Below are 14,387 nucleotides of genomic sequence, written 5' to 3' on the forward strand. Positions count from 1 at the left end.
CGCGGCACCATGGCCGCCGCATCACGTTACCGTATCAACGCACGATGTGAGCGAAGCCGCCATCAGAAACTCGACATTCCCTTCCGGGCCGGTGATAGGGCTGGGGATGACGCCCGCAACCTGCCATCCCAGACCGGTGATCCATTGAACGGCTGCGTCGCATACCCGCTGATGCACTACGGGATCGCGCACTACGCCGCCCTTGCCCACTTCATCCCGCCCGGCTTCGAACTGAGGTTTGATGAGCGCCACAAGACGCGCCTGAGGCGCAGCGAACGTCAACGGTCTTTCGAGAACCTTCGCCAGCGCGATGAAGCTCGCATCGCAGACGAACAGGGTAATCGGTTCTGGGATATGGTCCGGCGTCAGCAGGCGCGCGCTCGTCTGTTCGTGCACGATAACGCGCGGATCGGTGCGCAGCTTCCAAGCCAGCTGGTTGGTTCCGCTGTCTATCGCATACACGCGCAACGCCCCGTTGGTCAGCAGCACGTCGGTAAAGCCACCGGTCGAGCTGCCTACGTCCATGGCCACGGCGCCCGCAACGTCCCACCCGAAATGCATGAGCGCATGCGCCAGCTTGACGCCGCCGCGCGACACCCAGGGATGATCGCGGCCGCGCACGTCGAGCGGCGCGTCAGCAGGGAGTTGCTGCCCCGCCTTCTCCACCTTTCGCTCGCCCGAATAGACCACGCCTGCAAGAATGAGCGCCTGCGCCCGCGTGCGGCTCTCGACCAGGCCGCGATCGACCAGCATCTGGTCCGCCCGCGCCTTGGCCATCAGCCGACGAGCGCCGTCAGTATCGCGGGGGTCAGCACCTGCGGCAAGGCCCGCGCATTCTGGCCGACGGGGTAGAACAGATAGAGCGGTACGCCGGACCGCCCTTGTGCCTCCAGAAAGCGGCCGATCGCCGGATCGCTATTCGTCCAGTCACCGACCATCGTGACGACGCCCGCCTTTTCGAACGCCTCGGCCACATCCGCCCGATCAATCGCGGCGGCCTCGTTGACCTTGCAGGTAAGGCACCAGTCCGCGGTGAAATAGAGGAACACGGGCTTGCCTTGCGCGCGCAACTGCGCAAGCCGCGCCTCGTCGAACGGCACCGTACGCCCATCCCCGGACAACGACGACGCCTGAGCCACGCCCTTTTGCGGCAGGGTGACGATGCCACCTGCCAGCAAGGCCGCGATGCCGAGCGCAACCAGCCCCAGCCCGCCCCGCCCGGCGCGTTGCCGCCCGCCGAGCCACCACAGGAGCAACGCCGCCGCCATCGCCGTCGCCAGCCCGATCGTCATGCCGCCCGTTCCCATTTGCTGGCCAAGAAGCCAGGCAAGCGCCAGCGCGGTCACGAACATCGGGATCGACAACAACCGCTGAAACCGCTTCATCCATGGGCCCGGCCGGGGCATGCGCGCGCGCAGCGCCGGCATGAAGCCGATGAGCAGGAACGGCAGCGCGAGGCCAAGGCCAAGCCCGGCAAAAATGGCAAGAGCAGCGCCCACAGGGAGCACCAGCGCAGCCCCCAGCGCCGCCGCCATGAATGGTCCGGTACAAGGCGTCGCGACAAAAGCAACGAGCACGCCGGTCCAGAAACTGCCTTGCACGCCTCCCTTTGCCGCCAGCGCGCCGCCAGCGCCGACGGCCTGCAATTCGAACAGTCCGGCGAGGTTGAACGCGATGGCGGTGACAAGAACAAGCAGCAGCAGGATGATCCGCGGATCCTGCAACTGGAATGCCCAGCCGACACTCGCGCCGCCCGCGCGCAACGCCAGCAGGACGGCACCCAACGCGAGGCAGGTGACCACGACACCGGCGGCATAAGCCAGCGCCTCGCGCCGCGCCGCTCGCGCATCGCCGCCTGCCTTCGCAAGGCTCAGTGCCTTCAGGCTCAAAATCGGGAATACGCATGGCATGATATTGAGCAGCAAGCCGCCAAGCAGCGCACCGCCGAGCGCGAGGAGAATGGCTCCCACGCCTGTGCCTTCCGCACCATCCCCGGCAGAAGCGACGGTTCCGGGGACAGCGCGAACGGCAAAACCTACATGGTCGGCTGTCCGCAATATCCCGCTGATGGCCGTGGCAGCGGGGCCGCCCGCCGCTTTACCTTCAACGATCACCATGTCGCCGCTCCGCGTTATCGTCTGCGGCGCTGCATAGGCGAAAGCATCATCCTTCATCGGAAAGAAATAGGCATCGGCCAGTGACGCGCTCGCCGGATAGGGAATGGCTAGTCGAAATTGGCCGTTCTCGACGGCAAATCGCCCTTCGCTGCCGAGCGGGCGCGGCAGGCGCGCGCGAAATTGGTCGAACCGGGAACGATCGGCCGCCGCTATGGTGCCGCTGCCCACGGTCAGGTCAAGCGCGAGATCGCCGCCGCCGGGCACACAGATTTCCCGCGTACAGGCCAGCCAGTCACCGCGCACCCGGATCGGCAGGCGATCGCCCGGCTTCGCCGTCGCGGGGACATTCAGCGTGACGAGAATGGCATATTGCCCTTCATACACATAGTTCATGAGACCGGATATGATCAGGGTCTCAGGCACTGGATGACGCAGCGGCCCGGCGGTCACGCCCGCAGGCAGCGTCCATTTGACCGACATGCCGATTCCGGCGTCGCCGGGGTTCTCCCAATAGCCATGCCATCCGGCGCGGGGCGTCATGACGAAGGCCAGCGTGACTGGCTTGCCCGGCGCAGGCGCGGCACTCTCGGCCACCAGCGATGCGGCGATATTGGGTTCCGCCCCGCCGAATGCGCCGATCTGCGCAGTCGCCGGCACGCCGGTAACCAGCAGCGTCAGCGTCATCAGCAGGACATAAATTGTTCGCATGGACTACTCTTGTGCAAGGCGCGGCTCGATGGGGGTACGCGCGCATGATGGTGCAGGGCTTTACTTTCATTCCGGAACGGAAAGAAGGGGGTTTGATGTACCGCACTATCCTACGCCGCTTCGCATGCAGGAGTTACATTTTGATCGGACCTCGTTTCACCAGTGCATGCGCTCTTGCCCTCCTTGCGTCTTCCGTCGCGCCGGCGCAGCAGGCCACCAGCCTGCCTGCGCCCCGGCCCAAGCTGATCGTGACCATCGCCGTCGATCAGTTGTCCGGTGATCTGTTCGACGAATATCGTCCGCACTTTACCGGCGGTCTGGCGCGTCTGGCGCAAGGCGTCGTCTTTCCGCGCGGCTATCAGAGCCACGCCGCAACGGAGACATGCCCGGGCCACAGCACGATCCTGACCGGCAGTCGGCCGTCGCGCACCGGCATCATCGCCAACAGTTATTTCGACCTCTCGACGGCCCGCGCCGACAAGGCGATCTACTGCGCCGAGGACGAGACGCAACCGGGCAGCAGCAGCGAGAATTATGTGGCATCGCCGGTTCATCTCAAGGTGCCGACGCTTGGCGATCGCATGAAACGCGCCAATCCGGCGGCGCGGGTAGTGTCCGTCGCGGGCAAGGATCGCGCCGCAATCATGATGGGCGGCCCGACCGCTGACCAGACATGGTGGTGGGGCGGCAAGAGCTTCGTCAGCTACAAGGGCATCGCGGAAACGCCGCTGGTCGCACAGGTGAACGCCGGGATCGCCAAGCTGATCGGACAGGACCGGCCGCCAATGGAGTTGCCCGATTATTGCGCCCCCAAGGCGATCGCAATCGACGTCGGGAACGGGAAAAGCGTGGGCGCCGGTCAGTTCGCGCGCGCGGCCGGAGACCTGCGCGCCTTCAACATATCGCCGGAAAAGGACGCAAGTACATTGGTGCTCGCCGCCGCGCTGATCGAAAGCCTGGGACTGGGCAAGCAGACGCAAACCGACAGCATTGCCATAGGACTATCGGCGACCGATCACGTCGGTCACACTTATGGCACGGAAGGCGGCGAAATGTGCCTGCAACTCTCCGCCGTCGATCGCGAACTGGGTGCGTTCTTCGACCGGCTGGATAAAAGCGGCATCGATTATGCAGTGGTGCTGACGGCCGATCATGGTGGCCATGACATGCCCGAGCGCAATCGCGCGCACGGCGCACCGGACGCGCAGCGGGTCGATGCCGCGCTTTTGCCCGTGACGCTGAACCAGCGGCTTTCGGCCCAATTGGGCTTGCCCGCCCCGCTGCTCTACGCCGACGGTCCTTTCGGCGATTTCTATGTATCGCGCGCCCTGACGCCGGATCAGCGCGCCAAGGTGCAGGCGGCGGCCGTCAGCATGATCCGCGCCCATCCGCAGGTGCAGGCGGTGTTCACCGCGCAGGACCTTGCGGCAACGCCGTCCCCGTCCGGTCCGCCGGAAAACTGGTCGCTGGCCCAGATTGCGCGCGCAAGCTTTTTCCCTGGCCGGTCGGGCGACTTTCTCGTCCTGCTGAAACCACGCGTCACGCCGATCGCCGATGGCAGCAGGGGGTCGGTCGCGACACATGGCAGCCCGTGGGACTATGACCGGCGAGTGCCGATCCTGTTCTGGCGCAAGGGCATCACGCCGTTCGAGCAGCCTCTGGGTGTCGAGACGGTCGACATTATGCCGACACTTGCAGCGCAGATTGGTTTGGCCGTGCCCAAAGGCGAGATCGACGGCCGGTGCCTGGATCTGGATGTGACGGCGGGGGACAGTTGCGCGGGACAGTGAATGTCAGCGGCGGTCGGTGACCTTGAGACCCGCGGCAAGCACATTCGGCCCGATACGCACTGCATCATCGGTCCAGTTGGCGACGAAGGTGCTTTGCCGCCGCACGCCGGGAACGAACGATGCCCTGTTGTCACGAATATCAAGCGCAGCGGAACTGTGCATGCGGCCTTCGGGCGCGATGGTGATGAAGGCGGACCAGTTGTCCTTGTTCTTCCCCTGCACCATTTCATTGCCGGAAATGACACCCGATGATCCGTTGGACAGATCGATCATATAGTTGGTCAACCGCCCGTTGCTGTCATCGAAACTATTGTCGGTAATCGCAACGCGCGCAGATCGGCTCTTCACATAATGGCCGCCATTACCCGCCTCGAAGCGCGATCGGGTGACGGTGAGGCTGCCATATTGCCCGACATAGATGCCGTGCGCGCAATCGAGATCGCGGTCGCAGCGGCCAAGGCGCGAAAAGGTCGACCGGTCGATGCGGATGGCATGCGCGGGATCATCATGCGTCAATATGCCTTCCTCGCTGTTGCGAAACAGGCTGTTGACGACATCGAGATCGCCCTGCTCCAGCCGGATGCCCGAACCATTGCCGTCGGGCACGCGCATGTTCTGGAAGACGATGCCTTCCACCCGCGCCGCCTGCCCGCGCAGCACCAGCGCCGCTTTGCCTTCGCAGATGCCGCCATCGAACACGACGCTGCCGGGCGTCGCCGCGCGATAGGTGATGGCGCCGCTTTCCTGCACCGCGCAGTCGCCATAGCTGCCCGGGGCGATCACGATCGTGCCCTGCCGCGCGCCGATGGCGTTGACCGCGTCGTACAGCGTTGCATAGCCTGCGCCGGTTTCGGCGATTGTGAACGGACCGCTGCGCTGCTGGGCAAGCGCGGTCGATGCCATGGCGATGGCGACAATCAGGGCAATGGCAGGCATTTTCATGCCACTGCCATAGCGCGAATCAACCGAGTATTGCCAACAGCTTAACCATCTTTCCTGCGACGCGATCTTATCCGTCGAGATTGGGGCGCAACCAGCGTTCGGCCGTCGCAATATCCACGCCCCGACGTGCGGCATAATCCTCCAGCTGATCCCGCCCGACCCGCGCCACGCCAAAATATTCCGATTGCGGATGACCGAAGTAGAAGCCGCTCACGGCAGCGGTGGGCAGCATCGCAAAGCTGTCTGTCAGGGTGATGCCGGTGGTATGAACTGCATCCAGCATCTTGAAAAGGATAGGCTTCTGGCTGTGATCCGGGCAGGCCGGATAGCCCGGTGCAGGCCGGATACCGCGATATTGCTCCCGCACAAGTGCATCATTGTCAAGTTGCTCGCCCGCGGCATAGCCCCAGAGGTCGGTACGGACATGCTGATGCAGGCGCTCGGCGAATGCTTCGGCCAGCCGGTCGGCAAGCGCCTTCAGCAGAATGTCCGAATAATCGTCGTAATGCGCCTTGAAATTTGCCAGATGCGGCTCGATTCCATGCCCAGCCGTCACGGCAAAGCCGCCGATCCAGTCACCGTCATGGCTGATGAAATCAGCCAGACACATGTTGGCGCGCCCTTCGCGCTTGGCGATTTGCTGACGCAGGAAAGGCATGCGGATGTGCGTTTCATCCTCGATGTGGATGATGACGTCATCCCCTTCGCGGCGGCACGGCCAGAGTGCGGCAACACCCTTTGCGATGAGCCACTTTTCCGCAATGATGCGGTCGAGCATCTTCTGCGCATCGGCGAACAGGCTGCTCGCGCTTTCGCCGACTACCGGATCGGTCAGGATCGCGGGATAGTTCCCTGCCAGTTCCCAAGCGCGGAAAAACGGGGTCCAGTCGATATAGGCCCGCAGATCCGCCAAATCCCAGTCGGGGAACGCATGCAGGCCGGGCTTGACCGGCGGCGGGGGCTTGAGAGCCTCGTCGATCTCGAACGCATTGGCGCGGGCATCGTCGAGGCTGATAAGCGCGCTTTGTCCCTTGCCGGCGCGCGCAAGGCGCACATGCTCATAATCGTCCGCCGTCTTCGCGACGAAATCGTCCCGCTGCGTCTCGCTGACGAGGGCCGTCGCCACACCGACGGCGCGGCTGGCATCGAGCACATGGACGACCGGCCCGTCATAGGCCTGATCGATGCGCAGCGCGGTATGCACTTTCGACGTGGTGGCCCCGCCGATCAGCAGCGGCATCGTCATGCCGGACCGCTGCATTTCCTCGGCAACGGTCACCATTTCGTCCAGTGAGGGGGTGATGAGGCCCGACAGGCCGATCATGTCGGCCTGATTCTCGTTTGCCGCCTGAAGGATCGTGGACCACGGGACCATCACGCCCAGATCGACGACATCGAAGCCGTTACATTGCAGCACCACCCCGACGATGTTCTTGCCGATGTCATGCACATCGCCTTTCACGGTCGCCATGATGATCTTGCCCTTGCCCTTGGCGCCCGGTTCCTTCGCTGCCTCGATATAGGGCAGCAGGTGTGCAACGGCCTTCTTCATGACGCGTGCGGACTTCACGACCTGCGGCAGGAACATCTTGCCCGAACCGAACAGGTCGCCGACGACATTCATGCCGTCCATCAGCGGCCCTTCGATCACTTCTATGGGCTTTGCAAAGCGCAGGCGGGCCTCTTCGGTATCCTCGACCACGTGCAAGTCGATGCCCTTGACCAGCGCATGTTCCAGCCGCTTTTCGACGGCCCAGCCGCGCCATGCCTCAGCCGCTTTTTCCGCCACGGCATCGGTGCCGCGATATTTCTCGGCCAGAGTAATGAGGCGATCGGTCGCATCCTCGCGCCGATCCCAGATCACATCCTCGCACGCTTCGCGCAATTCGGGGTCGATCGCGTCGTAGACATCGAGCTGCCCGGCATTGACGATGCCCATGTCCATTCCGGCCTGAATGGCGTGATACAGGAACACGCTGTGCATCGCCCGGCGGACGGGTTCGTTGCCCCGGAAGGAGAAGCTGAGGTTCGAGACACCGCCGGAGATATGGCAATGCGGGCAACGCGCCTTGATTTCGCGACACGCCTCGATGAAGTCGATCGCGTAGCGGCGATGCTCGTCGATGCCGGTGGCGACGGCGAAAATGTTTGGATCGAAGATGATATCTTCGGGCGGGAAGCCGATGCCCACCAGCAGATCATAGGCACGAGCGCAGATTTCGACCTTGCGGTCCTTCGTGTCGGCCTGCCCCACTTCGTCGAAGGCCATGACGACGACCGCAGCACCATAAGCCATGCACAGGCGCGCATGATGCAGGAACGCCGCTTCGCCTTCCTTCATGCTGATCGAATTGACGATCGGTTTGCCGGACACACATTTCAGCCCCGCCTCAATCACGCTCCATTTGGAACTGTCGATCATCAGCGGCACGCGGGCGATGTCGGGCTCGGCCGCGATCAGCTTGAGGAAGGTCGTCATGGCAAACTCGGCATCGAGCAGCCCTTCGTCCATGTTGACATCGACGATCTGCGCACCGTTCTCCACCTGCTGCCGCGCGATCTCGACCGCAGCGGTATAATCTCCCGCCATGATGAGCTTCTTGAACTTGGCCGATCCGGTAACGTTGGTACGTTCGCCGATGTTGACGAACTGGGCGGTGGTTTGTGTCATGATAATACTCGTCACCCCAACAAAGGCTGGGGTCTGGTGATGAGAAGTCTTGGCCAAGAGGCATGATATCCCAGCCTGCGCTGGGATGACGCCCTGTTTTCACGCAGCAATATACATCGGCTCCAAACCGGCCAGCGCCGTCCGCACCGGCGGCTTCGGGATGGCGCGCGGCGGCAGATCGCGCACCGCCTCCGCTATGGCGGCGATGTGCGCGGGCGTCGATCCGCAGCAGCCGCCCAGCACATTGACCTGACCATCCTCCGCCCACTGCCGCACCAATCGCGCGGTTTCCTCGGGCAATTCGTCATAGGCGCCAAGCTCGTTGGGCAGGCCGGCGTTCGGATAGACCATGATCAGCGCGTCGCAGATCGCCGAGAGCGTCTTGACGTGGGGACGAAGCTGCTCCGCGCCGAACGAGCAGTTGAGCCCGATAGTGACGGGCTTTGCGTGGCGCACCGCATACCAGAACGCCTCGACCGTGTGGCCGGACAGGTTGCGGCCCGAAAGGTCGGTCAGCGTCATCGACAGCATGATCGGCACATCCTTGCCCGCTGCGTCCGCCGCCTGCATCGCAGCCATGATCCCGGCCTTGGCATTGAGCGTGTCGAACACCGTCTCGATCAGGATGAAATCCACCCCGCCTGCGATCAGCGCATCGCACTGCTCGCGATAGACGGCCGTCAGTTCGTCGAAATCTATTTCGCGGAAACCCGGATCATTGACGTCGGGCGAAAGCGACAGCGTCTTGTTGGTGGGGCCGATCGCGCCCGCGACGAAGCGCGGCCTGCCGTCTTTCGTGGCGGCGGCATCCGCAAGGCGACGGGCGATCTGCGCCGACGCGATGTTGATATCGGCCACCAGATGCTCGGCGGCATAATCCGCCTGGCTGATCCGGTTCGCGCTGAAAGTGTTGGTGGAAACCATGTCCGACCCGGCATCGAGATAATCCTGCGTGATCTTCTCCGGCACCTCCGGCTTCGTCAGAGCGAGGATGTCGTTATTGCCCTTCTGATCCTTGGCCAGCGCGAGCGTTCCGGCATAGTCGGCCTCGGTCAGCTTCCAGTTCTGGATTTCCGTGCCGAACGCACCGTCGGTCATCAGGATGCGTTTCTGCGCGGCAGCAAGGAACGTTTCGCGGATGGTCATGCGACAAGCTCCTTTACCGGTGCTGCGGCGCCCGGCCGTAATCCCAGCAGATGACAGATGGCGTAGCTGAGTTCGGCGCGGTTGAGCGTATAGAAATGAAAGTGACGGACGCCGCCTGCATACAGTTTCCGACACAGCTCGGCCGCGATCGTCGCCGCGACGAGCTGACGCGTCGCGGGGTGATCGTCCAGTCCTTCGAACAGGCGATCCATCCACGGCGGGATGGTCGCGCCGCACATGGCGGCAAACTTGCGGGTCTGTTCCACATTCGAAACCGGCAGTATCCCCGGTACGATTTCCGCATCGATCCCGGCCGCCGTCGCCGCGTCGCGGAAACGGAAATAAGCATCGGCCGAAAAGAAAAACTGGCTGATCGCGCGGCTGGCCCCGGCGTCCATCTTGCGCTTCAAATTGTCGAGATCGCTTTGCGCGCTGAGTGCATCGGGGTGGGTTTCGGGATAGGCGGCAACCGAAATGTCGAAAGGATGCAATGCCTTGAGACCTTTCACCAGATCGGCGGCGCTGGCATAGCCATGCGGATGCGGCACAAACACCTGTCCCGCCTCCGGCGGATCGCCGCGCAGGGCGACGATATGCCGCACCCCGGCTTGCCAATAGGCATCGGCAACCTGGGCGATCTCGTCTCTGGAGGCACCCACGCATGTCAGATGGGCAGCAGCGGACAGGCCGGTTTCGCGCACGATCCGCGCCACGGTTGCATGCGTCCGTTCGCGGGTGGACCCGCCTGCACCATAAGTGACGGACACGAAGCGCGGCGCGAGTGGCGTCAATGTTTCGACACTGGCCCAGAGTTGCGCGGCCATTTTCTCGGTCTTGGGCGGGAAAAACTCGAAGCTCACCTGCGCGTCGCCCGAAAGGTCCGCGAACAACGGCACATCGAGCGCCCGGCGCGCCTCTTCCATCTGCAGTAATGACAATGTCATGCCTTATGTCCTTCGATCACGCGCGGCTCCAGCGACACGATTTGCGCCGTCCGCCTGCGCCCCAGCCACAATTTCACCGTGAGTTCACCCCCCGGCAGCGTGCGCTCGTCCACCATCTCCAGTCCCGCATCGGCGAACCAGACGTGCATTTGCGCGTCCGAAAAGCCCAGCCGGGCGTGCTGATCGCGCACCCGCAATTCCTCCCGCTGATGCGGCGCGAAGTCCGCGATCAGCAAGCGACCGTCAGCGCGCAGCACACGCGCCGCTTCCGCAATCACCGCGTCGGGGGCCTGCGCATAATGCAGAACCTGATGGAAAATCACGGTATCGGCCGACGCATCGGCCAGCGGCAGATCGGCAAAATCACCCATCAGCAAACGATAGCGGTCACCCGCGTCATCCGGGAGCTTGGCGCGCGCCAGACGCAGCATGTCCGGGCTTCGATCGATCGCCGTCACATGGTCAGCGGCCTCGCCGAACAACTGGATCATGCGGCCGGTGCCGGTGCCGATATCAACCATATGGCCGATGCTTCCGCCGCCAAGCATCGCCTGCATGGCGCGCTCCACTTCGCCTTCCGCGACATGGAGCGAGCGAATCGCATCCCATTCCTCGGCATGCTGGGCGAAATAGGCGTCGGCGGCGCGGGCTCGGTCACTGCGCACGGCGGCCAGTCTCGCAAGATCTGCCGCCTGCCACAAGGCTTCGCCGTCCGAGGGCGTCACCGCATGGAACATCGCAAAAAGCGGCACCAGCCTCTCGGCCCGGCTCAGGGCGAGAAACACCCAGTTGCCTTCCTTCCTGCGTTCGACAAGCCCCGCCTCCACAAGGATGCGGACATGCCGGGATACGCGAGGCTGGCTCTGTCCAACGACTTGCGCGATTTCGCCGACGGCCAGTTCCATCGCGCGCAGCAGATGCACGATCCGCAAACGAGTCGGATCGCCGAGCGCGTGGAAGAGATCGAGCAACGTCATGTCGATCTATATAAAGATTTCTTTATATTGGTCAATGACGAATGATCGGCATGTTACAGATGTCGTCTTTCCGACGGTCACGCGGCCCTAATTTGTGCAGTGCAGGATAGGGATTGCCTTAACCACGGCAAACCACTAGATATCACGGTTGCAGGCTTCGGGGGGTGAGCTTACCATTTAGCGGACCTGCACGGTTTCATCTTCAAAGGGGTTTGCCCATGTCCAAGTCTATTTCTCTGTCGCTCGTTCTTGCCGCTTCGCTTGGCCTTGCTGCCTGCTCCGGTGGCGCTGAAAACACCACTGCGAACAACGCCATGGAAAACACCATGGAAAACGCGACCAATGCAGCCGAGAACGCGATGAACGCGGCCGAGAACGCGACCAACGCGGCAGCAAATGCCACGAACGCGGCGAACGCTTCGAACGCGATGTAATGCGTTGTCGTCCGGCAACGGATGACGATGAAAAAGGAGTCGCTCCGGGTACGGAGCGGCTCCTTTTTGGTTTCAGGGTGCAAAAATGGTGCGAAAAACTGCGCTCGTGTTGCCGTTGACTGCCTTGATCCCCTGGCGGATGGCCACATTGATCGTAGCGAGTGTGGCGCTGGCAGCCTGCGACGGCGGTGGATCGGGTCGTGATGGCAGCGGCGTGTCCGCCAGCGAGGCCGATGCACTGAACAACGCGGCCGATATGCTCGACAGCCGCGCCAGTCCGCAGGCAGCAGACGCAAGCCCGGCATCATGAAAACGGGTCATATGGCATGAAGAGTCTCCGATCGGCCCTCCCCATGGCTATGGCCGTTCTATTGTGCGGCACCTGCGCCGCGGGCGCACAACGCATGCCACCGATGAACCGCACTGAAGCCGCGCAACTTTATGCAGCGGGCCGCTTTCCGATCGTGAACGACCAGCCGAGCAATGCGTGCCGCGCCCCGGCCAAGCCGACCATCACATTCCTGGATCTGAACGGCGACAAGCGGCCCGAAGCCCTGTTTATCGATCGCGGCCCCTGCTATCTGCCGGAAAAGGCGTGGTTCAGCATCGCCGCGAAGGGGGCTGACGGGCAATGGCAGCAATTGATCGGCCGGACCGGCTCGGTTCGTGCTCTGGCCACCGCCACGCGAGGCTGGATTGATCTTGAATGGCAACATGGTGGGAAAACGTGGCCGCTGCGACATGACGGCACGGCCTATACCGCCCCGATAGCTGCACCCACGGGCGTCGTCTCGACCACGGCGCCCTCCGCCGCCGCAACCACGCAGCGCGCTGCACCCTCGACCGATGCGGCGATCTTTCTCGCCGCAGGGTTCAAACGGCGCGGCAACACATGGCGAAGCGACTGCGACGATCCGGGAACGGCGACATATACCCCAGGTGCCATCGAAAGCCGCAGTGATATCAACGGTGACGGCCGCCCCGATGCGATCGTCACCGAAGGCGGCACCTATTGCTACGGCAATACCGGCACCGCCTTCTGGATTGTCAGCCAGCAGAGTGACGGCCGCTGGACGCTTGTCACACGCCAGACCGGCATCGCCGAGTTTCTGAAGACCAGGGGCCTGAACGGCTGGCCCGACCTGCTGGTTGGCGGTCCGGGCTTCTGCTTCCCCGTTCTGCGCTGGAACGGCAGCGCCTATATGCCTAACCGCAAGGAATATCAGGGTAAGCCGTGCAAATAGGGTGATCGAGCAAGCCCCGCCGGGATGATCGCGTACTCACATCGCGCGCCAGTATAGCAATGGATAGGTCATCACGATCGCCGCAAAGACGAGCGTGATGCCCCAGGGAACCGCGGCCGACTGCCCCGACACCAGCAAAGGCAGCACGAACAACGCCAGCCAGAGCGCCTTATAGGCAATCTGGATAAGCAACAGCGGCGCGAAAAATGCGGGCGCCCAAAACCCGCCAACCGATGCCATCAGGATCGCCGCCCACAGGCTGCCCACCAGCAGCCGCAATCCGGCACTTTCCGTGACCTGCCCCTGGAACACCTGCCCCGTGCCGCCCGGCCCGCTCAGCATCGCGTAGCAGACCGGCACAAGGATGAGAATGTTGGCTGCATAGGCAATCTTGAGACTGTCCGGATTGTCCATGGCGCCTGCCTCCCTCGCGTGAAATCAGCTTATCGCGGCTTGCACTTTCACGCCATGCCGTTAAGCGCCTTGGCGATGCCAGCCCTCCTCAGCCGTGACCCGACAACGCTCAATCGCCTGTACGGCCGCCGCGCAGGACATAAGCTGCGCATCGGACAATCCGAACTGATCGAACAGCTGCTGCCCGCGATCGCCGTGCCCGAAGATGGGCCGATCACCGCCGACCGGCTGTTTGGCGATGATCGGCCGCTGCATTTCGAAATCGGGTTCGGTTCGGGCGAACATCTGGCCTATCGGGCCGACATGCTGCCCGATCATGGGTTCATCGGCTGCGAGCCGTTCCTTAACGGCGTGGTCGGCGCGCTCGGCCATGTGCGCGACGGACAGCTTGGCAATGTGCGCCTGCATATGGGCAACGCGCTCGAAGTGCTGGCCCGTATCCCCGACGGCAGTCTCAGCTTCGTCTACCTCCTCCATCCCGATCCCTGGCCGAAGCTGCGCCATGCCAAGCGGCGCATGATGAACAAAGGCCCAGTCGACATGATCGCCGCGAAGCTGAAGCCGGGCGGCGAGTTCCGCTTCGGCACCGACCATCCGGTCTATCTGCGATGGGCGCTAATGATCATGAAGGACCGCCAGGATTTCGAATGGCTGGCGCAAGAACCAAAGGACTTCATGACACGCCCGGGCGGCTGGCCGGAAACACGCTACGAGGCGAAGGCCCGACGCAAGGGGCATGAAGTGTGGTACTTCCGATACCGGCGAGTTTAGGTCAACGATACACCACACAGAACGACGGCTTTTTGCGCAGGATAGACCGAAGCACACAGCCTTCTGCCAGTGACCGTTTCCGTTCCGATGATTGCCCGGTGAATACTTTTTAGCACGACAGTCGTCATCGCTCGCCATGCACCACCTTCACCGCTCGCGACGAAGTAAGGCGCCTATTCCGTCTTGTAGCCCCGAGGATTGACCCACTTTGCATTCAACAGCCAGCGGC

At 63.1% G+C, this 14,387-nt stretch carries 13 protein-coding genes; 5 read left to right on the forward strand and 8 right to left on the reverse strand.

Annotated features, from left to right (window positions below):
* Nucleotides 1–21: 21 nt before the first annotated feature.
* Both ENE74_RS13045 and ENE74_RS13050 read right to left on the reverse strand, forming a co-directional pair.
* Complete coding sequence (locus ENE74_RS13045; RefSeq protein ID WP_127691355.1) at nucleotides 22–777, reverse strand: TlyA family RNA methyltransferase; 756 nt, start codon at nucleotides 775–777, stop codon at nucleotides 22–24.
* Nucleotides 777–2,825: a protein-disulfide reductase DsbD family protein gene (locus tag ENE74_RS13050; RefSeq protein ID WP_127691356.1), complete on the reverse strand. Its 2,049-nt coding sequence runs from the start codon at nucleotides 2,823–2,825 to the stop codon at nucleotides 777–779. Before ENE74_RS13050 ends, ENE74_RS13045 begins: the two co-directional genes overlap by 1 nt.
* Before the next feature lie 95 nt (nucleotides 2,826–2,920).
* Between ENE74_RS13050 and ENE74_RS13055 the strand changes: the two genes are divergently transcribed.
* Complete coding sequence (locus ENE74_RS13055) at nucleotides 2,921–4,615, forward strand: alkaline phosphatase family protein (RefSeq protein WP_127691357.1); 1,695 nt, start codon at nucleotides 2,921–2,923, stop codon at nucleotides 4,613–4,615.
* A gap of 3 nt (nucleotides 4,616–4,618) precedes the next feature.
* Here ENE74_RS13055 and ENE74_RS13060 read toward each other — a convergent pair whose 3' ends face one another.
* The 5 genes from ENE74_RS13060 to ENE74_RS13080 all read right to left on the reverse strand — a co-directional run bounded on the left by ENE74_RS13060 (nucleotide 4,619) and on the right by ENE74_RS13080 (nucleotide 11,295).
* Nucleotides 4,619–5,557: a right-handed parallel beta-helix repeat-containing protein gene (locus ENE74_RS13060; RefSeq protein WP_127691358.1), complete on the reverse strand. Its 939-nt coding sequence runs from the start codon at nucleotides 5,555–5,557 to the stop codon at nucleotides 4,619–4,621.
* A 67-nt stretch (nucleotides 5,558–5,624) separates the two neighbouring features.
* A complete protein-coding gene (gene metH, locus ENE74_RS13065; RefSeq protein WP_277601375.1) occupies nucleotides 5,625–8,285 on the reverse strand; it encodes a methionine synthase in 2,661 nt (886 codons plus the stop codon).
* Nucleotides 8,286–8,327: 42 nt separating this feature from the next.
* Nucleotides 8,328–9,374, reverse strand: a complete 1,047-nt coding sequence (locus tag ENE74_RS13070; protein WP_127691359.1) for a homocysteine S-methyltransferase family protein — start codon at nucleotides 9,372–9,374, stop codon at nucleotides 8,328–8,330.
* A complete protein-coding gene (gene metF, locus ENE74_RS13075; protein ID WP_127691360.1) occupies nucleotides 9,371–10,318 on the reverse strand; it encodes a methylenetetrahydrofolate reductase in 948 nt (315 codons plus the stop codon). The genes ENE74_RS13070 and metF overlap by 4 nt, the downstream gene beginning before the upstream one ends.
* Nucleotides 10,315–11,295: an ArsR/SmtB family transcription factor gene (locus tag ENE74_RS13080; RefSeq protein WP_127691361.1), complete on the reverse strand. Its 981-nt coding sequence runs from the start codon at nucleotides 11,293–11,295 to the stop codon at nucleotides 10,315–10,317. The genes metF and ENE74_RS13080 overlap by 4 nt, the downstream gene beginning before the upstream one ends.
* A gap of 218 nt (nucleotides 11,296–11,513) precedes the next feature.
* Here ENE74_RS13080 and ENE74_RS13085 point away from each other — a divergent pair, with 218 nt between their 5' ends.
* The 3 genes from ENE74_RS13085 (at nucleotide 11,514) to ENE74_RS18535 (ending at nucleotide 12,973) form a co-directional block, all read left to right on the forward strand.
* The gene (locus tag ENE74_RS13085) at nucleotides 11,514–11,729 is read left to right on the forward strand and encodes a circumsporozoite protein (protein WP_127691362.1); all 216 of its coding nucleotides are present in this window, start codon (nucleotides 11,514–11,516) and stop codon (nucleotides 11,727–11,729) included.
* Between the two features lie 139 nt (nucleotides 11,730–11,868).
* Nucleotides 11,869–12,039 carry a hypothetical protein gene (locus tag ENE74_RS13090; protein ID WP_241241988.1) on the forward strand — a complete coding sequence of 57 codons (171 nt, stop codon included), beginning with the start codon at nucleotides 11,869–11,871 and terminating at the stop codon, nucleotides 12,037–12,039.
* A 103-nt stretch (nucleotides 12,040–12,142) separates the two neighbouring features.
* Nucleotides 12,143–12,973, forward strand: coding sequence for an FG-GAP repeat domain-containing protein (locus ENE74_RS18535; protein WP_241241989.1), 831 nt, complete (start codon nucleotides 12,143–12,145; stop codon nucleotides 12,971–12,973).
* A 36-nt stretch (nucleotides 12,974–13,009) separates the two neighbouring features.
* On the opposite strand, the gene ENE74_RS13100 is transcribed toward ENE74_RS18535, so the two are convergent.
* Nucleotides 13,010–13,387: a hypothetical protein gene (locus ENE74_RS13100; protein WP_127691363.1), complete on the reverse strand. Its 378-nt coding sequence runs from the start codon at nucleotides 13,385–13,387 to the stop codon at nucleotides 13,010–13,012.
* A gap of 75 nt (nucleotides 13,388–13,462) precedes the next feature.
* On the opposite strand from ENE74_RS13100, the gene trmB reads away from it, so the two are divergent.
* Entirely contained in the window at nucleotides 13,463–14,158 is a 696-nt protein-coding gene (gene trmB, locus ENE74_RS13105) for a tRNA (guanine(46)-N(7))-methyltransferase TrmB (protein WP_127691364.1), read from the forward strand.
* Nucleotides 14,159–14,387 lie beyond the last annotated feature (229 nt).

Source organism: Sphingobium algorifonticola (assembly GCF_004005485.1).
Lineage (GTDB): Bacteria > Pseudomonadota > Alphaproteobacteria > Sphingomonadales > Sphingomonadaceae > Sphingobium > Sphingobium algorifonticola.